Origin of the sequence: Sphingomonas donggukensis (genome assembly GCF_023674425.1) — a bacterium.
Classification (GTDB): domain Bacteria; phylum Pseudomonadota; class Alphaproteobacteria; order Sphingomonadales; family Sphingomonadaceae; genus Sphingomonas; species Sphingomonas donggukensis.
On record NZ_CP098401.1, the window covers coordinates 1,856,097 to 1,876,909 of the forward strand.

22 protein-coding genes are annotated in these 20,813 nt (G+C 65.6%); 9 read left to right on the forward strand and 13 right to left on the reverse strand.

Going from position 1 to position 20,813, the window contains the following annotated elements:
- Positions 1–38 precede the first annotated feature (38 nt).
- From rpsD to rpiB, 6 genes are all read right to left on the reverse strand, one after another.
- A complete protein-coding gene (gene rpsD, locus M9980_RS09095; RefSeq protein ID WP_250749613.1) occupies positions 39–653 on the reverse strand; it encodes a 30S ribosomal protein S4 in 615 nt (204 codons plus the stop codon).
- A 150-nt stretch (positions 654–803) separates the two neighbouring features.
- A complete protein-coding gene (locus M9980_RS09100) occupies positions 804–1,877 on the reverse strand; it encodes a TrmJ/YjtD family RNA methyltransferase (protein ID WP_250749615.1) in 1,074 nt (357 codons plus the stop codon).
- A 93-nt stretch (positions 1,878–1,970) separates the two neighbouring features.
- On the reverse strand, positions 1,971–2,432 hold the full coding sequence (gene nrdR, locus M9980_RS09105; protein ID WP_250749617.1) for a transcriptional regulator NrdR: 462 nt from the start codon (positions 2,430–2,432) through the stop codon (positions 1,971–1,973).
- Complete coding sequence (locus M9980_RS09110; protein WP_250749618.1) at positions 2,433–2,588, reverse strand: hypothetical protein; 156 nt, start codon at positions 2,586–2,588, stop codon at positions 2,433–2,435.
- A gap of 5 nt (positions 2,589–2,593) precedes the next feature.
- On the reverse strand, positions 2,594–3,907 hold the full coding sequence (gene glyA / locus M9980_RS09115) for a serine hydroxymethyltransferase (RefSeq protein ID WP_250749620.1): 1,314 nt from the start codon (positions 3,905–3,907) through the stop codon (positions 2,594–2,596).
- The gene (gene rpiB, locus M9980_RS09120) at positions 3,904–4,356 is read right to left on the reverse strand and encodes a ribose 5-phosphate isomerase B (protein ID WP_250749623.1); all 453 of its coding nucleotides are present in this window, start codon (positions 4,354–4,356) and stop codon (positions 3,904–3,906) included. The genes glyA and rpiB overlap by 4 nt, the downstream gene beginning before the upstream one ends.
- A gap of 167 nt (positions 4,357–4,523) precedes the next feature.
- Here rpiB and M9980_RS09125 point away from each other — a divergent pair, with 167 nt between their 5' ends.
- The 3 genes from M9980_RS09125 (at position 4,524) to M9980_RS09135 (ending at position 6,318) form a co-directional block, all read left to right on the forward strand.
- A complete protein-coding gene (locus M9980_RS09125; protein ID WP_250749627.1) occupies positions 4,524–5,081 on the forward strand; it encodes a fasciclin domain-containing protein in 558 nt (185 codons plus the stop codon).
- 116 nt (positions 5,082–5,197) lie between these two features.
- Positions 5,198–5,755 carry a fasciclin domain-containing protein gene (locus M9980_RS09130; RefSeq protein ID WP_250749630.1) on the forward strand — a complete coding sequence of 186 codons (558 nt, stop codon included), beginning with the start codon at positions 5,198–5,200 and terminating at the stop codon, positions 5,753–5,755.
- Positions 5,756–5,838: 83 nt separating this feature from the next.
- The gene (locus M9980_RS09135; RefSeq protein WP_250749633.1) at positions 5,839–6,318 is read left to right on the forward strand and encodes a hypothetical protein; all 480 of its coding nucleotides are present in this window, start codon (positions 5,839–5,841) and stop codon (positions 6,316–6,318) included.
- A 296-nt stretch (positions 6,319–6,614) separates the two neighbouring features.
- On the opposite strand, the gene M9980_RS09140 is transcribed toward M9980_RS09135, so the two are convergent.
- Entirely contained in the window at positions 6,615–7,481 is an 867-nt protein-coding gene (locus M9980_RS09140) for a LysR family transcriptional regulator (protein WP_250749635.1), read from the reverse strand.
- A 102-nt stretch (positions 7,482–7,583) separates the two neighbouring features.
- On the opposite strand from M9980_RS09140, the gene bla reads away from it, so the two are divergent.
- Complete coding sequence (gene bla, locus M9980_RS09145; RefSeq protein ID WP_250749638.1) at positions 7,584–8,477, forward strand: class A beta-lactamase; 894 nt, start codon at positions 7,584–7,586, stop codon at positions 8,475–8,477.
- 68 nt (positions 8,478–8,545) lie between these two features.
- On the opposite strand, the gene hemA is transcribed toward bla, so the two are convergent.
- Positions 8,546–9,790 (reverse strand): 5-aminolevulinate synthase, encoded by a 1,245-nt coding sequence (gene hemA, locus M9980_RS09150; protein ID WP_250749654.1) that lies wholly within the window; start codon positions 9,788–9,790, stop codon positions 8,546–8,548.
- Positions 9,791–10,023: 233 nt separating this feature from the next.
- On the opposite strand from hemA, the gene M9980_RS09155 reads away from it, so the two are divergent.
- Positions 10,024–10,176, forward strand: a complete 153-nt coding sequence (locus M9980_RS09155; RefSeq protein WP_250749657.1) for a hypothetical protein — start codon at positions 10,024–10,026, stop codon at positions 10,174–10,176.
- Positions 10,177–10,370: 194 nt separating this feature from the next.
- Here the strand turns inward: M9980_RS09155 and murI are convergent, their stop codons facing one another.
- The gene (murI, locus tag M9980_RS09160; RefSeq protein WP_250749660.1) at positions 10,371–11,174 is read right to left on the reverse strand and encodes a glutamate racemase; all 804 of its coding nucleotides are present in this window, start codon (positions 11,172–11,174) and stop codon (positions 10,371–10,373) included.
- Between the two features lie 103 nt (positions 11,175–11,277).
- On the opposite strand from murI, the gene M9980_RS09165 reads away from it, so the two are divergent.
- Together M9980_RS09165 and M9980_RS09170 are read left to right on the forward strand one after the other, a co-directional pair.
- Complete coding sequence (locus M9980_RS09165; RefSeq protein WP_250749663.1) at positions 11,278–11,706, forward strand: copper chaperone PCu(A)C; 429 nt, start codon at positions 11,278–11,280, stop codon at positions 11,704–11,706.
- Between the two features lie 4 nt (positions 11,707–11,710).
- On the forward strand, positions 11,711–11,971 hold the full coding sequence (locus M9980_RS09170; protein WP_250749666.1) for a hypothetical protein: 261 nt from the start codon (positions 11,711–11,713) through the stop codon (positions 11,969–11,971).
- Here M9980_RS09170 and M9980_RS09175 read toward each other — a convergent pair.
- Positions 11,968–12,702, reverse strand: coding sequence for a hypothetical protein (locus M9980_RS09175; protein ID WP_250749669.1), 735 nt, complete (start codon positions 12,700–12,702; stop codon positions 11,968–11,970). The genes M9980_RS09170 and M9980_RS09175 overlap by 4 nt on opposite strands.
- A 146-nt stretch (positions 12,703–12,848) precedes the next feature.
- Between M9980_RS09175 and M9980_RS09180 the strand changes: the two genes are divergently transcribed.
- The gene (locus M9980_RS09180) at positions 12,849–13,331 is read left to right on the forward strand and encodes a vgr related protein (protein ID WP_250749672.1); all 483 of its coding nucleotides are present in this window, start codon (positions 12,849–12,851) and stop codon (positions 13,329–13,331) included.
- Between the two features lie 122 nt (positions 13,332–13,453).
- Here the strand turns inward: M9980_RS09180 and M9980_RS09185 are convergent, their stop codons facing one another.
- Both M9980_RS09185 and M9980_RS09190 read right to left on the reverse strand, forming a co-directional pair.
- Entirely contained in the window at positions 13,454–13,900 is a 447-nt protein-coding gene (locus M9980_RS09185) for a hypothetical protein (protein WP_250749676.1), read from the reverse strand.
- Between the two features lie 66 nt (positions 13,901–13,966).
- Positions 13,967–15,424 carry a DNA methyltransferase gene (locus M9980_RS09190; protein ID WP_422921351.1) on the reverse strand — a complete coding sequence of 486 codons (1,458 nt, stop codon included), beginning with the start codon at positions 15,422–15,424 and terminating at the stop codon, positions 13,967–13,969.
- A gap of 266 nt (positions 15,425–15,690) precedes the next feature.
- On the opposite strand from M9980_RS09190, the gene uvrA reads away from it, so the two are divergent.
- Positions 15,691–18,732: an excinuclease ABC subunit UvrA gene (gene uvrA, locus M9980_RS09195; RefSeq protein WP_250749679.1), complete on the forward strand. Its 3,042-nt coding sequence runs from the start codon at positions 15,691–15,693 to the stop codon at positions 18,730–18,732.
- 336 nt (positions 18,733–19,068) lie between these two features.
- Here uvrA and M9980_RS09200 read toward each other — a convergent pair whose 3' ends face one another.
- Complete coding sequence (locus tag M9980_RS09200; protein ID WP_250749682.1) at positions 19,069–20,697, reverse strand: deaminase; 1,629 nt, start codon at positions 20,695–20,697, stop codon at positions 19,069–19,071.
- Between the last annotated feature and the right edge of the window lie 116 nt (positions 20,698–20,813).

Consider the following 20,813-nt stretch of genomic DNA (forward strand, 5'->3'; position numbering starts at 1 on the left):
CGCCGGCCGAGCCGATCAGTCCTTCTCGCTTTACTCGCTTAGCGCGAGTAAAACTCGACGACCAGATTCGGCTCCATCTTCACCGGATAGGGCACTTCGTCCAGCGTCGGCACGCGGGTGAAGGTGACCTTCGCGGCACCGTCGGGCGCGACATATTCGGGGATGTCACGCTCGGACAGGCCCTGCGCTTCCAGCACCAGCGCCATCTCGGCAGCCTTGGCGCCCAGCGTGATTTCCTGGCCCGGGAAGACGCGACGCGACGCGACGTTGCACTTCACGCCGTTGACGCGGATGTGACCGTGGCTGACAAGCTGGCGTGCGGCGAAGATCGTCGGCGCGAACTTGGCGCGGTACACGATCATGTCCAGGCGCTGCTCCAGCAGGCCGATCAGGTTCTGGCCGGTATCGCCCTTCATGCGGGCCGCTTCGTGATAGCACGCGCGGAACTGCTTCTCGGTGACGTCGCCGTAATAGCCCTTCAGCTTCTGCTTGGCGCGCAGCTGGATGCCGAAGTCGCTGACCTTGCCCTTGCGGCGCTGACCGTGCTGGCCGGGGCCGTATTCACGCTTGTTGACCGGGCTCTTGGGGCGACCCCAGATGTTCTCGCCCATCCGGCGGTCGAGCTTGTACTTGGCGTTTGCACGCTTCGACATGGGTATTTCCTTGCAATCGATTGACGTTGGTCCCGGTACTCACCGACCGAACCCTTGCGGGCGCGACCGGGCCACTGCTTCACCGGGGTGCAGGGCCATTGCGAAGGCGCGCGTCTAGAGGGGGCGCCCCCGTCTGTCAATCGCGCGCCCCTACTCCCGCGGGCGCTTCTTCCCGTCGAGCGCGGACAGCACGCCGCGCATCGTGCGGACTTCCTGGCTGGACCAGCCGGGGCGGGTCAGCAGGGTGCGCAACGTCCGCTTGGTCACATGGACGCGGTGCGGCGGGAAATAATAGCCCGTCGTCTCCAGCATCGCGTCGAGCTGGCCGATCAGCCCCTCCAGCTCGTCCTGCGGCGCGGGCGCCTTGGGCTGATCGACCGATGGCGGGCTGACGAGCGCCTGGTGCTTTGACCATTCATAGGCGACCAGGATCACCGCCTGCGCCAGATTGAGCGACCCGAATTCCGGGTTGATCGGCACCGTCAGGATCGCCCGCGCCAGCGCGACGTCGTCGGTTTCCAGACCCGACCGCTCCGGTCCGAACAGGATCGCCGAGCGCCCCTCCGCCGTCCGGAATTCGCGCGCCGCCTCTTCCGGGGTCACCACCGGCTTGGTGATCCCGCGCTTGCGCACCGTCGTCGCATAGACATGCGCGCAGTCCGCGACCGCGTCCGCCACGCTGTCGAAGACCTGCGCATCGGCGAGAACGCGGTCCGCCCCACTCGCCGCCGGCCCCGCCGCCGGGTTCGGCCAGCCATCGCGCGGCGACACGAGCCGCATTTCGGTGAGCCCGAAGTTGAGCATGGCGCGCGCGGCCTTGCCGATGTTTTCGCCGAGCTGCGGGCGGACGAGGACGATGACGGGGGGTGGGGTGTCATCCCCGCTCATCTCCCCATCCCGTTCGTTTCGAGTAGCCGTCGAGCTTGTCGAGACGGCGTATCGAGAAATTGGCTTGCGCGCCGCCGCCGACACCCGCTCCCAGTCGCCGCGGAACAGCGCTTCCTTCTTCGCGCGCGACCAGTTGCCGACCTGCACCTCGGCAGCGATCGCCTCCTCGCGAGTCTCGAACGCCTCCGACCACATCAACTCGACCGGTCGGCGCATGCTGGTCCAGCCCGGCACATCGCCAGTCTGATGCTGCGCGATGCGCGCTTCGAGGTTTTTGGTGTGTCCGGTGTAATATTTACCGTCGGCGCAGCGCAGAATGTAGGTCCAGAATGTCATGCGCGCGGGACTATCTCTCGATAGGCCTTCTCGACAAGCTCGAAGGCTACTCGAGACGAACGGTGGCGGGAGCAAGGACACCCTGTCGAGAAATCACCCCTTCCCCACCTCACTAACACTCCCCGCAAACTCCTCGAAGTCCTTCGCCTCGGTGAAGTCCTTGTAAACGCTCGCGAATCGTATGTACGCGACCGAATCCAGCCCCTTCAGCCCGTCCATCACCAGCGCGCCGATCCGGGCTGAGGGCACTTCCGCCTCGCCGCTCGTTTCCAGTTGCCGCTGGATGCCCGACACCAATTGCTCGATCCGTGCGGAATCGATCGGGCGCTTGCGACACGCCACCGACAGCGACCGGATCAGCTTGTCGCGCTCGAACGGCTCCTTGCGGTCCTCCGATTTCAGCACGGTCAGCTCGCGCAGCTGGATGCGTTCGAACGTCGTGAAGCGCGCACCGCACGCCTCGCATTGCCGCCGCCGGCGGATCGCCGCCCCGTCTTCGGTGGGGCGGCTGTCCTTTACCTGGCTGTCCTCATGCGCACAAAATGGGCAGCGCATTCAGCCGACGCGCTTCTTCGACTTGTAATACGCATAGCCCGCGCCGACGAGCGCACCCAGCGGCGGGCCGATGAACGGCACGGGGATAGCCACCACGGCGCCCAGCGCACCCCATTTCGCCATGCTCTTGCCCAGCGTCTTGTCGTCTTCGGTCATGATGTTCAATCCTGATAGATCGGGAAGCGTGCACACAGTGCCCTCACCCGCGTGTTGACCTCGGCCTCGACCCCGGCGTCGCCGCCCTCGCCCTTGCTCTTCAGTCCGTCGAGCACGTCGGCGACCATATGGCCGATCTCGCGGAATTCGGCGGTGCCGAAGCCGCGAGTGGTGCCGGCGGGCGATCCCACCCGGATGCCGCTGGTCTTGACCGGCGGCAGCGGATCGTTGGGGATGCCGTTCTTGTTGCAGGTGATGCCCGCGCGCTCCAGCGCCTCGTCGGCGTCGCGTCCGGTGACGCCCAGCGGGGTGAGATCGACCAGCGCCAGATGCGTGTCGGTCCCGCCCGAAACGATCTCCGCCCCGCGCTCCTTCAGCGTCGCGGCGAGCACCTTCGCATTCTCGACCACCGCCTTGATATAGCCCTTGAATTCCGGCTGCAGCGCCTCGCCGAACGCCACCGCCTTCGCCGCGATCACGTGCATCAGCGGCCCGCCCTGCAATCCGGGGAACACCGCCGAATTGATCTTCTTGGCAACGCCCTCGTCGTTGGTCAGCACCATGCCGCCGCGCGGACCCCGCAGCGTCTTGTGCGTCGTCGTCGTCACCACGTCCGCGAACGGCAGCGGCGAGGGGTGCAGGCCGCCGGCAACGATGCCGGCGAAATGCGCCATGTCGACCATCAGCTTCGCGCCCACCTTGTCGGCGATGGCGCGGAAGCGTTCGAAATCGATCACCCGCGGGTACGCCGACCCGCCGGTAATGATGAGGGTCGGCTTGTGCTCGACCGCCAGCCGCTCGACCTGGTCGTAATCGATCAGGTGGGTGTCGGGCAGCACGCCGTACTGCACCGCGTTGAACCATTTGCCGCTCATCGCTGCACGCGCGCCGTGGGTCAGATGCCCGCCGGCATCGAGGCTGAGACCCAGAATCGTGTCGCCGGGCTTGGTTAGCGCCAGCATCACTGCGCCGTTCGCCTGCGCCCCCGAATGCGGCTGGACGTTGACGTAGCCGCAGTTGAACAGTTGCTTGGCCCGGTCGATCGCCAGCGTCTCGACCTCGTCCGACGGGTGGCAACCCTGGTAATAGCGCTTGCCCGGATAGCCCTCGGCGTATTTGTTGGTGAAGACGCTCCCTTGGGCCTCCAGCACCGCCTTCGACACGATGTTCTCGCTCGCGATCAGCTCGATCTGGGTCTGCTCGCGGGTCAGCTCATGCGTGACGCCGGCAAACACCGCGGGATCGGCATCGGCCAGGCTGCGCGTGAAGAAACCGTCCGGCTGGACATCGTTGGCGAACAGGGCGGGGTTGGTGCTCATGCGGCATCTCCGTCTAGGTCGGGGCTGGCGAGTTTGGCGACGCGCGGCGCGTGGCGCTCGCCCAGGAATTCGGTGGTCAGGAACGCGGTGACGCAGGCCTTGGCCATATCGTCACCGATCAGTCGCGCGCCCAGTGCCAGCACGTTCGCGTCGTTGTGCTCGCGCGCGAGCGTCGCCGACAGCGGATCCGACACCAGCGCGCAGCGGCAGGCGCGTTCCCGGTTGACCGCGATCGAGATGCCGATCCCCGACCCGCACAGCGCGATGCCGCGTTCCGCCGCGCCGTCGCTCATCGCGCGCGCCAGCTTGTAACCGAAATCGGGGTAGTCGACCCGCGCGTCGCTGTCGGGGCCGAGGTCGAGCACATCGTGCCCCATCTCGCGCAGCCACTGGCCGAGCGTCTGCTTCAGGGCGAACGCGGCATGATCCGCGGCGATGGCGATGCGCATGGAGGCGGCGGGTGTCCCTTGGCTGTCGTGACCCGAGCGCCTCTACGCCGACGATCTCGGAATTGCCAGCCGTGACATAATCGCCGCGCCGTGCATATTCCTGCGCGGTCTCCACGCATGGAGCGTCTGCGTGAGCGCATTTGAAAAACCAGAACGGGAGATTTTCGATGAAGCACAGTCTCACCCGCGCCGCTCTCTGCGGCATCATTATCGCCGCCGCACCCAGTCCGACTCTCGCGCAAAACGGCTCGCGGGGTGCTGCCGCTATGGATGCCCGCAAGTCCATCGTCGAGAATCTGACGAATTCGGCCGATCACACGACACTGGTCAAGATATTGAAGGCCGCTGGCCTGATCGACACGCTGTCCGGTCCGGGCCCATACACGATCTTTGCACCGACCAACGCCGCGTTTTTAGCGCTGAACAGTGGCGCTATCGACATGACCGCCAATATGCTCAGGCCGGAGGCGAAAGCGATGACGGCGGCGATCATGGCCAACCACGTGGTCGCCGGCCGTATCACGCTGAAGGATATTATAGCCAAGGCGAAGCGAAATGCCGGCGTCGCGACTTACGTCACCCTGGGCGGCGCTACGTTGCAGTTCAAGAAATTCGGCGACGTCTGGGTCGTTCTGAGCGGACAGCACACCCCGCAAATCATAAGGTCTGACATCGCGCAGTCGAACGATATCCTTCACGACGTCGATGCGCTGATCGGGGTGTAAGGGTGGTCTGATCGCCCGGGCGATCGCCAGGCGCACCCTTGCATCCTTTTGCGCTGACCTGGCGGATATGACCTTCGAGCCGGGGGGTTCGAACTTGCAACGCCAGGAGATACCCGATGACCACCCGTCTGTTCCGCGCCGCCCTGATCGGCGCCGCCGTTGCTGCTGCTGCCGCACCGACCTACGCCGCGCAGAAGAATCCGACCGTCGGCGGTGCCGCGATGTACGCCAACAAGAATATCGTCGCCAATGCATCGGCCTCGCCGGTGCACAAGACTTTGGTCGCCGCCGTGAAGGCCGCCGGCCTGGTCGAGACGTTGTCGGGCCCGGGTCCGTTCACCGTCTTCGCGCCGACCGATGCCGCGTTCAAGAAGCTGCCCGCCGGCACCGTCGACACGCTGGTAAAGCCTGAGAACAAGGCGATGCTGACCTCGATCCTGACCTATCACGTCGTCCCCGGCCGCATCACCGCGAAGGACATCGAGATGAAGGCGAAGAAGAACGGCGGCACAGCGACCTATGCGACCGTCAATGGCGGTTCCTTGAGCTTCATGAAGATGGGCAAGGGCTGGGGCATCAAGGATGCCAAGGGCGGCCATGCGATGATCACCACCGCCAACGTCATGCAGTCGAACGGCGTGATCCACGTCATCGACACCGTGCTGATGCCGTAAACCGACCTGCGCGGGCGGCGGCGCTGCGGGAACGCAACGCCGCCGCCCGTGGTTATCGGGGGGCAATCACGAAGGACGTCCCCATGAAGACCCTCCCCCTCCTCGCGCTCGCCGCCACGCTCGCCGGCTGCTCGTCGCAGCCGCCGGTCGCGAACAACGTCTCCGCGGTCGAGGTCAACGGAACCGAGGAAGTCGCGATCGCCGAAGGGGACGTCGTCCCCGACGTGGACGAGGCCGCCAACGCCAGCGTCGCGAACACCGCCGGCCCCGCCGACACCGCCCCGACCGAAGCCGCCTATCTCGGCCGCTGGATCGGGGTCGAGGGCATGTATTTGAACGTCGCCAGGAAAGCCGGCGGCGGCGTCACGCTCGATATGCAGTGGGATCTGGACAACAAGGGCAAGTTCGATGGCTCGGTCACTGCAGAGGGCCTGCGCTTCATGCGAAACGGCACTGCGGAAACCGCGGCATTCACCGACGGCGACGCCACTGGCCTGAAATATCTCGCCGGCAAGAAGACGTGCCTGACCGTGAAGAGCGGCGAGGGCTATTGCAGGAATTGAGGCGGGGCGGCGCCAACCTCTCCTAACGCCCACCCGTTCGTTCGGAGCGAAGTCGAGAAACAGCCGATAGCGCGGAGATCCCGTTTCTCGACTTCGGCGCATCGCGCCGAAGTTTATCCTTAGCTTGTCGAAGGGCTCGAAACGAACGGGGATTTCTGAATCGGTTGTGTGACACCGACCGCTGCCGAAAGAAGTGTCCAAGCCCCACTTCTCCCCGTTCGTGCTGAGCCAGTCGAAGCACGTGCCGCACGCTAAGCGATGACAGTGCTCGCCACGAACGGATGAGCAGCCCCCCCTCACCCCGCCGCCGCCAGCAACCACTCCCGAAACGCCAGCATCGCCGCCCCCGGCACCCGCGTTTTCAACCGCGTCAGCCAGTAGCGCCCGGTATCCACCGCCACCGGGAACGGCGCCACCAGCGTCCCCGCATCCAGCGCGTCGCCGAACATCGCCCGCGGCAGCAGCGCAACGCCCACCCCGGCCATCGCCGCGGCCGCCATCGTCACCGACGAATCGAACACCGCTCCTGTCGCCGGCTGCTCCGCCACGCCCGCCGCTGCAAACCAGCTCGGCCATTCGTCGCCCCGATACGATCGCAGCAGCACCTGCCCCGCCAGATCGCCCGGCACGCGCAGCGTCGCCGCGATCCCCGGCGACGCCATCGGCGTCAGCGGCGCCGCCATCAGCGCGTCGGCCTCCACCCCGTGCCAAGCGCCGTCGCCGAAGCGGATCGCGTAATCGAGCCCCTCGCCCGCCAGGTCGACACGGTTGTTGTTGGTGCGCACCCGCACATCCACGAACGGATGCGCCGCCCCGAACGCCGCCAGCCGCGGCAGCAGCCACCCGGTCGCAAAGGTGCCGACCACGCCCAGCGCCAGCGGCTCGCGCATCCGCCCGCCCTGATAGCGATCGAGCAGTGCGGCGATCCGGTCGAACCCCTCGACCAGCGTCGGCACTAGCGCCGCGCCCTCGTCGGTCAGCGCCAGCCCGCGCGGCAGCCGCCGGAACAGCACGACCCCCAGCAAATCCTCCAGCCGGTTGACCTGATGGCTGACCGCGGCCTGTCCGACACACAGCTCGAATCCAGCGCGCGTGAAGCTCAGATGCCTCGCCGAAGCCTCGAACGCGCGCAGGGCATTCAGCGGCAATTGCGAACGATCCACGACCCAGACCCCGATTTTTCTAGTGGCTCGCCCGATTTATGATCGATTGTACGCAGACCCGCCAGACCGCAGTTTCGGTGCGACGACAGCAAGGAGACGATCATGGACCGGCGCGACACCTTGAAGCTCATCGGCGGCAGCGCCGCTTTCGCCCTCACTGGCCCTGCGCTCGCAATGCCGCGTAATCCCGCGACTTTCGGTAACCCGGCCTTCGCCGCTGCGATCGCGCGGGCCGAACAGCGCACCGGCGGGCGACTGGGCGTCGCGATCCTCGACCTCGCGACCGGTGCTCGCTTCGCGCACCGCGGCGACGAGCGCTTCCCGATGTGCAGCACCTTCAAATTCCTCTTGAGTGCCGCCGTGCTCCACGCCGCCGACAAGGGCCGGTTGCGGCTCGACCGGGCGGTCGCGATTCCGCGCGGTCCCCTGCCGGCCAATTCTCCGGCGGTGAAACCGATGGCCGGACGCACGATGAGCGTCGCCGCGCTGTGCCGGGCGACGGTGACGCAGAGCGACAACGCCGCCGCCAATCTGCTGCTGCCGCTGATCGGCGGGGTCGACGGATACAACGCCTTCGCCCGCCTGCTCGGCGACCGCGTGACCCGGCTCGACCGGATCGAACCCGAACTCAACACCGCGGTCCACGGCGACGCGCGCGACACCACCAGCCCCGACGCGATGCTCGACAGCATGAACGCCGCGCTGTTCGGCCCGGTGCTCACCCCCCGCTCGCGCGCGCAGGCGACCGCGTGGCTGGTCGCCAACACCACCGGCGGCGCCCGCCTGCGCGCCGGCCTGCCCCGGACTTGGCGGGTGGGCGACAAGACCGGCACCGGCGAGAATGGCAGCGCCAACGACATCGGCGTCCTGTGGCCGACGCCGGACCGCCGCCCGATCCTGGTGACAAGCTACCTCACCGCGGCAAAGGTCGACCAGAAACACCAATACGCCGCCCACGCCGAAGTCGCCCGCGCGATCGCGGCGGCGGTGGGGTAGAGCACGACTCCCCTCTTCCGTTCGTTTCGAGCGTAGGGGGGAGCCCCCCGGCCCTCAGCCCTCAGCCCTCAGGCCGCCAGCCGCAGTTCCAGCCGACCCCAGATCTCCACCAAAGCGTCCGTCAACTCCCGCATCATTGCCGCATCATGGCTCGGTCCGGGCGTGAAGCGCAGGCGCTCGGTGCCGCGCGGGACCGTCGGGTAATTGATCGGCTGCACATACACGCCGTATTCGGCGAGCAGGATATCGCTGATCTTCTTGGCCTTCACCGGATCACCGACCATCAGCGGCACGATGTGCGTCGTCGTCGGCAGCAGCGGCAGGTTCGCGTCCTCGAACATCGCCTTCAGCATGGCCGCCGCGGCCTGCTGGCCGTCGCGCTCCTCGCTCGACGCCTTCAGGTGGCGCACACTCGCCAGCGCGCCCGACACCAGCACCGGCGACAGGCTGGTGGTGAAGATGAAGCCCGGCGCGTAGCTGCGGATCACGTCGATGATCGTGCGGTCGCAGGCGATATAGCCGCCCATCACCCCGAACGCCTTGCCCAGCGTCCCCTCGATGATGGTCACCCGCTCCGCCACCGCGTCGCGGTCCGAAATCCCCCCGCCGCGCGGGCCGTACATGCCGACGGCGTGGACTTCGTCGAGGTAGGTCAGCGCGTTGTAGCGGTCGGCGAGATCACAGATCGCCGCGATCGGCGCGACGTCGCCGTCCATCGAATACACGCTTTCGAACGCGATCAGCTTCGGCGCCGCCGGGTCCGCCGCCGCCAGCAGTTCCTCGAGGTGCGCCAGGTCGTTGTGCCGCCACACCGCCTTCTCGCAGCCCGAATTACGGATGCCCGCGATCATCGATGCGTGGTTCAGCTCGTCGGAAAACACGATGCAGCCCGGCAGCACCTTGGCCAGCGTCGACAGCGTCGCCTCGTTCGACACGTACCCGCTGGTGAACAGCAGCGCCGCTTCCTTGCCGTGCAGGTCGGCGAGCTCGGCCTCCAGATCGACGTGATAATGCGTGTTGCCGCCGATGTTGCGGGTGCCGCCCGACCCTGCGCCGACGTCGTGGAGCGCTTCCTCCATCGCCGCGATCACCTTCGGATGCTGACCCATCGCGAGATAGTCGTTCGAGCACCACACGGTGATCGGCTTCGGTCCGTTATGCCCGGCAAAGCACCGCGCGGACGGGAACATACCCTTGTTGCGCAGGATTTCGATGAACACCCGGTATCGCCCCTCGGCATGGAGCCGGTCGATCGCCTGGGTGAAGACGCGCGAGTAATCGACTGCGCGTGCGGGTGTGCCCTCGCCGTTCATGCGCGGCCACTAGCGAAATCGCGGGCGCGATGCCAGCCCCGTCGCTATCGTTCTTTGAGCCGGAAAGTGCCGAAAATCCGGTTAGCGCGGCGCAAACTGATCCGCGTCAATTCCTGCGCGCCTGCGACGTGGTAAATGCTTCCCGTCGCCCTCGCCGCGATTCGATCGCGACGGCGTATCGGGCGTGTACTGGCCTGTCGCCACGGTATCGAACACTATCGGAAACCGCGCCCATGACCGATCGCCGTCACGCCGATTATTACGCCCAGCGCGAGCAGCAGGAACGCGACGCCGCCGAACGGACGACCGATCCGATCGCGCGCCGCGTCCACCTCGATTTGGCGGCCCGCTATGCCGCGAAGGCGACCGAGTTGGTCGCGGCCTGAGTCGATATTCACCGTTCGTGCTGAGCGTGTCGAAGCAGGTGTTCCAGGCGCGGGGGCGGAGCTGCAGCTTTCTCCGTTCGTTTCGAGCGTAGTCGAGAAACCGCAACCCGCGCGCCCGTCGCAGTTTCTCGACTACGCTCGAAATGAACGGAGGAGGCAGGCTTCGTAATACCGTCAGTGCGAACACCAGTCAGCTAAAGCCCCTCGATCCGCCCCAGCCCATATCCCCTGAGCGCCGGCGCCAAAGCCTCCGCCCGCGCGTCAAGCCGCGTGAACACCGCGACCCCCTCGCCCGCAACATCCGGCCAGTCCTGCCCAGCGGTCAAGTGCGCCACGCGCCGCCCGATCCCCGGCCCGCCGTCCACGAACCGCAACCGCTGCCCCGCCGCCGCGGTCAACTCGTCCACCACCAGCGGGAAATGCGTGCAGGCGTTGACGATCGTGTCGATCCGCTCGCCCCCCGGCTGCCCGAACAACCCCGCCAGCACCACGCGATACGCGGCCAAATCCGCCGCCTCGCCGCGCAGCTTCGCCTCGGCCAGCTCGACCAGCGCCGCCGATCCGTGGCGCAGCACCGTGCAGTCGGCGGCGAACCGCGCCGCCAGGTCGTCGACATAGGGCTGGCGCACGGTCGCGTCGGTGCCGAGCACGCCGATCACTCGGCTGACGCTCGCCTCCGCCGCCGGCTTGATCGCGGGCACCGTGCCAACCACGCCGACATCCAGCGCCGCGCGCACGGCGGCGAGCGCAATGGTGGAGGCGGTGTTGCACGCGATCACGATCAGCCGCGGGTCGTACCGCTCGGCCAGCCGCCCGAGCAGCGCCGGCACCCGCGCCGCGATCTCGGCTTCGCTGCGCGTGCCATAGGGATAGCCCGCCGAATCGGCGACATAGACGATCGGCGCGGTCGGGATCAGCGCGCGCGCCGGCGCCAGCACCGACAGCCCGCCGACACCTGAATCGAAGAACAGCAGCGGGCGGTCGCGCGGATCGGTCATCGCCGCCTCTTATCGCGCCCGCGCGCGCGGCCCGCAACCGCTCTTGCCCGTGCCGGGGCGCACCCTCTACGGCAGGCCGCGACCGCCCAAGGAGCCCACCGTCATGCGCTTGCCCCTCTTCGCCGCCTTTCTTCTCGCTGGCTGCGGCACCGCCCCGCAAGCGCAGGTCGATAGCGCCTACATCCGGTTGAACGCGGTCCCGGGCCGCCCCGCCGCGGCATACTTCACGCTGCGCGCCGGCACCGACTCGCTGACGCTCACCGCGGTCACCACCCCCGCCGCCGCCCGCGCCGAGCTGCACGAAAGCATGGCCGGTGCCGGCGGCATGATGCGCATGACGCCGCTGACGCAGGTGCCCGTTCCCGCCGGCGCCAGCGTCACCTTCGCCCCCGCCGGCCGCCACGTCATGCTGTTCGACGTCGCCGAGACCGCGCGCGCCGGCACCACCGCCCCGCTCACCCTCACGCTCGGGAACGGCAAGTCGCTCACCGCCGACGCGAAAATCCTCGCCGCCGGCGATCCCGCCCCCTGAAGCCATGCCGCGCCGCCGCTACCTCACCGCGACGCTGCCCGACGGCTACGTCAAGACGATCGGCCCGACCGCGCTGCCCTTCACCCATTATTGGCGCGTCGTCGCGGTGCTGGCGAACGGGCGTACCGAAGTCTTCTGGGGCCACACCAAGTCTCTGGCCGAAGCCAAGGCCAAGCGCACCGCGCTGACCCAGGCCGCAACCACCCGCGGCTGGGCCTCGCACGTCTTCGAGATCGTCGAACTCGTCGCGTCCGACCGGCCTTAGTCGACGTCGCCGGGGTCCCAGAACAGCGCCAGCGCCAGCCCCGCCGCCAGTGCGGCATCACGCGCCGGCCCGCCGGTCGGCAGCGACAGCCGGCGCGTCGCGCCGCCGCTCACATCCACCCCGCCGATCGCGCTCCCGTCCGCGCCCTCGAACGCATAGCCAGCGGGCGCGTCGGTCGGAAAGCCGCGCCCCGTTCCGACCCGGTGGAGCGACCGGATGCCGAGCAGGGTGTCGCCGACACGCACGTCCCCGACCCGAGCATCGAACGCGGCGTCGTCCCCCGCGGCCTCGCCCCCGTCGAGCGCGAGCGCGCCCAGCGCCACGCCGTCCCGCGCAAAACTGCACCGCAGCCGCAGCGGCGCATCGGGCTCGGCGATGGCCAGCGCACCGCTGCGCGCCTGCCGCTCGCTACGCCCGTACACGCAGTCGCCCGCGATCTCGCCGCCGACCCGCGGGCCCCGCGCGGTGAAGGCGAAATGCCCCGACCGCTCGATCCACGCACGCTCCAGCCCGAACCAGTCGCGCACCTCCTCGCGCCCGGTCGTGCGGCGGCGCACATGGCCGCTCGCGACCCCGTCGATCGCGATCGCTCCGTCGCGCCACGCCGGCACCCGCACTTCGATCCGCTCCGACCCCGGCGCCAGCGTGTCGAAGCCGGTCGTCGTCAGCGGCGTGCAGCCCGCGATCGTCAGCGCCGCTGCGGCGGTCGCGAAGAGTCGTGTCGATCCCATTTCCGCCTCCCTGTTTTCCGGCGTCACGCGCGCCGGCTGACCCGCAGGACAGCGCCGCGCGGCTGTACGGCAACTGAATGCCCGCGCTGCACCCTAGCCCACCCGCAAATTGCCGCCGCGCGGTCGCGACACTACATGGGACGACGATGACCGCCCGCCCGCTGACCCCCGCCGAAATCGAGTTGGCCGCGAGCGTCTTCGGCGACGCGATCGACTATGCCCCGGTCCGCATCGCCCAGACCAAATGGGCCTTCTTCCAGCCGCGCGAGACGGTGATGGCGCCGACCGGGTGCCTGCACTTCCACCCGAAGGGATCGCTCTACCGCGACGATTTCGCCTGCGCGCCCGCCGATGCGCAGGGGCTGTTCATCCACGAGATGACCCACGTCTGGCAGCATCAGCGCGGCATCTACCTTCCCCTCGCCCGCCACCCCTTCTGCCGCTACGCCTACACGATCAAGCCCGGCTGGCCGCTCAAACGCTACGGCCTGGAACAACAGGCCGAAATCGTGCGCCACGCCTTCCTGCTGCGCGCCGGACGCGTGGTGCCAGGAGCGCCGGAACTGCGACAGTACGAGACGATTCTGCCGTTTCAGGCGCAGCGCGGCAGCCCGACCAAGTCGGCCTGACTCGCGCCAGCCCGGCTGCGAAGCGCGTCAGGCCGACCGCGTCGGCCCGACTCGCGCAAGCCCGGCCAGCGGGCATCGCCCGACCGACGGCATGGGCTTTGCCCATGCCCGCCTCACGCGCCCTAGCTCCCGCCCCGCTTGCGCCCGAAAAGTCCATCCAGAAACGCCCCGGCCACCGCACCGACCGCGGCGACGATCTCCTGCGGGTCGACAACCGGCGTGCCCATCCCGTCTGGCGCAGGATGACTAGCGTGGAGCGGCGGCGGCACGCCCTCACCGCTCTCGGCCACCGGCGGGACGGGCGCGACCGGTGGGACAGGCGGCACGGGTGGGACTGGCGGCACCGGCGGCACCGGCGGCACCGGCGCCCGCGGCGCCTGCGGCGTCTGCGCCCGCGCGGCGACGCTGGCCGCCATCGCCAGCCCTGCGGCGAGCATCTTGCGCCCCTCCGGCGTCTGCGCCTTCTCCAGCAGCTTCTCGCCCGATTTGCGCAAGCCCTTCGACAGCTTCACCCCGCCGATCCGCTTGGGGATCTTGACCGATTTCGCTCCCTTACCGTCCTTTGCCATCTCGCTCACCTCAACGTGTATCACGAAGATAATACACGGATCGCGCTTGCCAAGAGGCTAACGTCGTCAGAGCAGCCGGCCCTGGCTCGCCAGCGCCTCGCGCGAGGTTCGGCGGAACGCCGCGCCGGGATCGACGAAGGGCAGGTCGGGCCGCCTGCCGCCGAACAGATCCTCCAGTGTCAGTATCTGCAGTCGCTGATACGACCGCCCCGCCGCCTCCGAATGGAAGCGCCCAACCGCCGCCGCTTCGCGCGTCATCGGCGTCGTCGGATTACGCTTCGTGATGAAAACGCCTATCGGCGCGCGGTCGCGCTCCATCGCGGAATGCAGGTCGCGGATCATCGGCACGCCGACATGGTCGCCGCCCTTCACCGACACCAGCGCCTTGGCGGTCTGACGCCCCTCGGGCTTGAAATAGATGATGCCGTCGACCCCGCCGTCGGCGCCCTTCTTCCTGCCGCCGAACGGCATCGCATCGACCATCGACACGGCCCACCACTGGAACTGATATTTGTCGCGGCGCGCCAGGTCCTCGGCGGCGGCGATATCCTTCGGCGTCCCCTCGACGGTCAGCGCGATCCCCGGAAACGCATCGCGCATCCGCTTCTCGATCAGCGAGATGGCAAGGTGGGTGACGTCGATCCCCACCCATCGTCGTCCCAGCCTCTGCGCGGCATGCACCGCCGTACCGCAGCCGCAGAACGGGTCGAGCACGACGTCGCCCGGATTGGACGACGCCGCGATGATGCGTTCGAGCAGGGTGAGCGGCTTTTGCGTGGGATAGCCGAGGCGTTCGGCGGCGTTGGGATTCAGGATGGATATCTCCCACCAATCCGGCATCGGGCTGCCCGGTGTCGCCTCGGCCATGCTGCTGGCCTTGCGCACGCCATCCTCGAACACGGCCTGCTGCCGGTGTCCCTTCCAACGCTTCATGGTCCCGTCGGATGGCGGGACGTAGAGCGTGTTGAACACCTGTCGCCCGTCGCTCCGGCCATAGAACAGCAGGACATCGTGGTTGCGGACGAACTGGCCCTGCGCCACGCTCCATTTGCGATAGCACCAGACGACTTCGTTGCGGAAGTTGCGCTTGCCGAACACCCCGTCCAGCAACAGCTTCAGATAGTGGCTCGCGGTAGGGTCGCAGTGGAGGTACAGGCTCCCGGTCGGCTTCAGCACGCGGTGCAGTTCGATCAGGCGGATCGCCATCATCGACAGATACGCCATCATGTCGTTCTCGCCCAGGAAGCTGCGCATCGCCGCCAGCAGGTCGAACGCCTTGGTATGGCCGCTGCGCGCGACCTGGTCGAAGGCGTGGGCCGCCGCCTCGTTCCAGTGCCACGTGTCCTCGAACGCCTCGATCTGCGCCTCGCTCGACAGGCCCGCCGGCGACTTGAACAGGATGTTGTAGTTGGCGTTCGAATTGAACGGCGGGTCGAGGTAGATCAGGTCGACGCTATCGTCGGGCACATGCGCGCGCAGCACGTCCAGATTGTCGCCGTAGAACAGGTGGTTGGCGATGTGCACAGGCTCGCTCCGCCGCGGTCGGGTGGCGGCGACCATCGTGCGGTCCAGACAGGAACGGAACGCCGGGTGCGTCCGGTTCGGTTCCTTTCGCTGCTCCCATGAGCCAGCCGGCGCGACCGACCGCCGAAGGGGCGGCATCGATCCCCCGCCGCGACCGCTCGGCGCAAGCCACCGGAACGGATGCTGTTGGCATCGCTGGAAAGCGTCGTGCCCCGACCCTATCTCTGCTCTGGCCTCCCGTTCAGAACAGAAGTAGAACTCCCGACATGTCCCTCACCCACATTTCCGTGCGCGGCGCGCGCGAGCATAACCTCAAGGGCGTGTCGGTCGACATCCCGCGCGATACGCTGACGGTCATCACCGGGCTGTCGGGGTCGGGCAAGTCCAGCCTCGCGTTCGACACCATCTATGCCGAGGGCCAGCGCCGCTACGTCGAGTCGCTTTCTGCCTACGCGCGCCAGTTCCTCGAGCTGATGCAGAAGCCCGACGTCGACCATATCGAGGGGCTGTCGCCCGCCATCTCGATCGAGCAGAAGACGACCAGCCGCAACCCGCGCTCGACCGTCGCGACCGTTACCGAGATCTACGACTACATGCGGCTCCTCTGGGCGCGGGTCGGCGTGCCCTATTCGCCCGCTACGGGCCTGCCGATCAGCGCGCAGACCGTCAGCCAGATGGTCGACCGCGTGATGGCCCTGCCAGAAGGCACGCGCCTGTACCTGCTCGCCCCGGTCGTCCGCGGGCGCAAGGGCGAGTACCGCAAGGAACTCGCCGAGTGGCAGAAGGCAGGCTTCAGCCGCGTGCGCATCGACGGCGAACTCCACGACATCGACGCCGCGCCTGCGCTCGACAAGAAGTACAAGCACGACATCGAGGTCGTCGTCGACCGCATCGTCGTCAACGCCGAACAGGCCACCCGCCTGGCCGAAAGCTTCGAAACCGCGTTGAAACTCGCCGAGGGGCTGGCCTATGTCGACCTGGTCGACACGACAGTGGCCGAGGCGCTGGCGGCTGCAAAAACCCCGTTCGTTTCGAGCGAAGTCGAGAAACAGGCCGCGGAAACCGGCTTCTCGACTGCGCTCGAAGCGAACGGAGGACTGGTTGCGCAAACCGATGGCGGCGCCATGAAGGGCGCGGGCGTGCCCGCCAACCGCATCGTCTTCTCCGAGAAATTCGCCTGCCCCGTCTCGGGCTTCACCATCCCAGAGATCGAGCCCCGCCTGTTCAGCTTCAACGCCCCCCAGGGCGCGTGCCCGGCGTGCGACGGCCTCGGCGAAAAGCTCGTGTTCGACGAGGATCTCGTCGTCCCCAACCACGCGCTCTCGATCAAGAAGGGCGCGGTGGTGCCGTGGGCGAAGTCCAACCCGCCCAGCCCTTATTATATGCAGGTATTGGGCTCCCTCGCGAAGGCCTACAGCTTCGACCTCGAAACCGCGTGGAGCGACCTGCCCGCAGAGGCGCAATCCGTCATCCTCCACGGCACCCGCGGCAAGCCCGTCACCCTCACCTTCATCGACGGGCGCAAGAGCTACGACGTGAAGAAGCCGTTTGAGGGCGTCATCGGCAATCTCACCCGCCGCATGCTCTCGACCGAGAGCGCGTGGATGCGCGAGGAGCTTTCCAAATACCAGTCGAGCCAGCCGTGCGAGACCTGCCACGGCGCCCGCCTGAAGCCCGAGGCGCTGGCGGTAAAGCTGGGTGGCGAGAACATCAGCCACGCCACCCACCTCTCGGTCGTCGATGCGCTCGCCTGGTTCACCGCGCTCCCCGACACCCTCAACGGCCAGCAGAAGGAAATCGCCGAACGCATCCTGAAGGAAATCCTCGAACGCCTGGGCTTCCTCAACAACGTCGGCCTCGACTACCTCAACCTCGACCGCACGTCCGGCACGCTCTCGGGCGGCGAGTCTCAGCGCATCCGCCTCGCCAGCCAGATCGGCTCGGGCCTTTCGGGGGTGCTCTACGTCCTTGATGAGCCCAGCATCGGCCTCCACCAGCGCGACAACGACATGCTGCTGAAGACGCTCCGTCGTCTAAGAGACCTCGGCAACACCGTGCTGGTCGTCGAACATGACGAGGACGCGATCCGCACCGCCGACTATGTCATCGACATGGGCCCCGGCGCCGGCGTCCACGGCGGGGAAATCGTCGCGCAAGGGACCTTCGAGCAAGTGCTCGCCAACCAGGACAGCATCACCGCCGACTATCTCGCCGGCCGCCGCGAAGTCCCGCTTCCGGCCAAGCGCCGCAAGGGCAATGGCAAGAAGCTGACCGTCCACAACGCCACCGCCAACAACCTGACCGGCGTCACCGCGTCGCTCCCGCTTGGCACCTTCACCTGCATCACCGGCGTCTCGGGGTCGGGCAAGTCGAGCTTCACCATCGACACGCTCTACGCCGCCGCCGCGCGGGAGCTGAACGGCGCGCGCATGCTCGCCGGCAAGCACGACAGGATCACCGGCCTCCAGTACCTCGACAAGGTCATCGACATCGACCAGTCGCCGATCGGCCGCACCCCGCGGTCGAACCCGGCGACCTACACCGGCGCCTTCACCCAGATCCGCGACTGGTTCGCGGGGCTGCCGGAGGCGCAGGCCAGAGGCTACAAGCCCGGCCGCTTCAGCTTCAACGTGAAGGGCGGCCGGTGCGAGGCGTGCCAGGGCGACGGCGTGCTCAAGATCGAGATGCACTTCCTCCCCGACGTCTATGTCCAGTGCGACGTCTGCCACGGCGCCCGCTACAACCGCGAGACGCTGGAGGTGAAGTTCAAGGGGAAGAGCATCGCCGACGTGCTCGACATGACCGTCGAGGACGCGGTCGAGTTCTTCAAGGCCGTGCCCCCGATCCGCGACAAGATGGCGATGCTGGCCGAAGTGGGCCTCGGCTACGTGAAGGTCGGCCAGCAGGCGACGACCCTCTCGGGCGGCGAGGCGCAGCGCGTGAAGCTCGCCAAGGAACTCTCCCGCCGCGCCACCGGCAACACGCTCTACATTCTGGACGAGCCGACGACGGGCTTGCATTTCGAGGACGTCCGCAAGCTCCTCGAAGTCCTCCACCAGCTCGTCGAGCAGGGCAACACGGTGGTCGTGATCGAACACAACCTCGACGTCATCAAGACCGCCGACTGGGTGCTCGACCTGGGACCGGAAGGCGGCGTGAAGGGCGGGGAGATCGTGGCGGAGGGCGTCCCCGAAACTGTCGCGAAAGAACCGAAGAGCTTCACTGGCCGCTATCTCGCACCGCTGTTGCGAAAGGGCGGCGGGGACGAGCCTGTCCTGAGCGAAGCCGGCGCGGAAGCGGCGGCGTAGTCGAAGGGCCGGAGACGGTGGCGAAGGAGGCGCGGAGCTTTACGGGGCGGTATCTGGCGCCGTTGTTGAAGGGTGGCGTGAGCGGTGTGCGGGAGGTTGAGGCGGCGGAGTGAGCACCATACGCCTTAGTGACGCCTTAATGAGCTATCTAACGCCACAAAAATTGCCACAGAAGTCTAACGTGACTTGCACGTCCCGTATTTAACCATTATTACATTTATTCCAAAAAAGGGTCGCCCAAATTATTCGGATGCGCCTTTATCTTCACCAATTTTTTCAAGAAAAACCGTACCCGGCGCCGAGTTAGAGCCGGCGAATCGCAACTCACGCCATGCGTTAGTTCGCTCTGCCTTGGAAAATTTTAGAAAAGAAACTTTGTCGGCCGCCATTTGATCCAAGAGTGTCTTGGGCTCCATTGTCAGCACCTTCAGTTTGGGATTGTTCCGCGAAAAGTTTTATAGCTCTTTTCGCCACGCTTGCAAGCGAAGCCGCAGCGGCTACCTCAGTTTTTGGCCGCTCGACGCCGAAAACAGCGCCGACCGGCACCGCAGTCTTTGGCAACCATGTGGCAATGGTGCCGTACTGATTCTTCCGCTCATGCGCAGTAAAGGCGCGCATGTAAAGCTGCGGCGCAACGCCATAAAACGGCCTAAACTTGACAGTTCTAATCATTTCATCCGGCGACTGCACTTCTGAACGATCACTTACCATCTCTATTTCTTTTCCATAAAGGTGGAAGGTCATACTTTTCGGGTACGGCTCGATAAAAACAACTTCTGATATTCCAGATGAAATAATGTGTCTAGCGCAACCATGACAGGGAAATGTTGTAGAATATAGAGACGCACCCTTCACACTTCGTCCACTTGATGCAGCCTGCGATATGGCATGCATTTCCGCATGAACAACTCGTCCAAATTCAATAAGATTCCTGATTCTTACATTTGAAGTGAGTTCTTTATACTCACCATGCAACAATCCATCAGCAACCGTGCTAGGATCTAATGAAACATCTACGTGGCCAACTGACTGGAGAAGCTTGATAAACTCAATCAATGTTCTCTGAATCTCAATGTAGTTAGGATCGTGCCCCTCTTTGAAATCACGATTGTCACCGATTTTTCCTCCAAACTCTGGAAGGAAGACGCCGCCTCCCGGATAAGGGACATCGTTGAACCCCGTTGCGAGAATCGACCTATCCTGATCCACAATTGCGACCCCGACCTGCCTCGACAAATCACATGAACGCAAGGCCGATCCACGCGCCATAAACATCGCATACTCATCAAGTGTCGGCGTCTCAAACGGTTGTCCAAATATTATTTTGATAAATCTTTCTATTTGACTCGACGTATTTTGAGAGCCGTTTACAAAGAAATCAGCCTTGGGAAAGGTACTTTGAACATTTTGCGCTTTCTTACCCGACCCTTTTTCGTCCTCTTTGATCAAATCATTAGCCAGTGATCTATGCTCATCTCCTGGTGGCTGGTGTCGTTTTTTGGCAATCAAACCACTTAGCGTATCCGTTCTCTCAGATTGAGGCTTAAAGACAGATATGGAGTAGAAGTTTCTACCGTATATTTGATCTAGAAGAGATATCTCGTAAGGGCTTTTAAGAGAATCAATTACGTAAGCTGTCGACTGCGGTAGCTCGCTTCCATTACGCAATCTTCTAATCTCAGATACAATAGCGCTGGCTACACCGTTACCTCCCTCTGAAGCCTCTCTTATGCAGTCGCCACCGCGCATGAGCGCCTTCATTCTATAATATTCGTCATCAATATGCGGCAATTCTATTATTTGCTTTATTAGGTTACTGACTTTTATAATTTGAATATCGTAACCGACAACCGAAAGTTGCGCCTGAATTTGGTCTTTCAGATCGCTTAGGTCAGTGCCAGCGGCGCAAACCAGGCCAACATATAAATCCGGACGGGCAGAGACTGCCTTATCTTTAATTGCCATTGAACCTCACAGCGCTCATCATGCAGCTCCCACAATTAGATGCCACAAAAAAAGATATTTACTGTACAGGTATGTTACGTCCTAACCACCCACGTCAAGATTATCGCCGCGGCAAA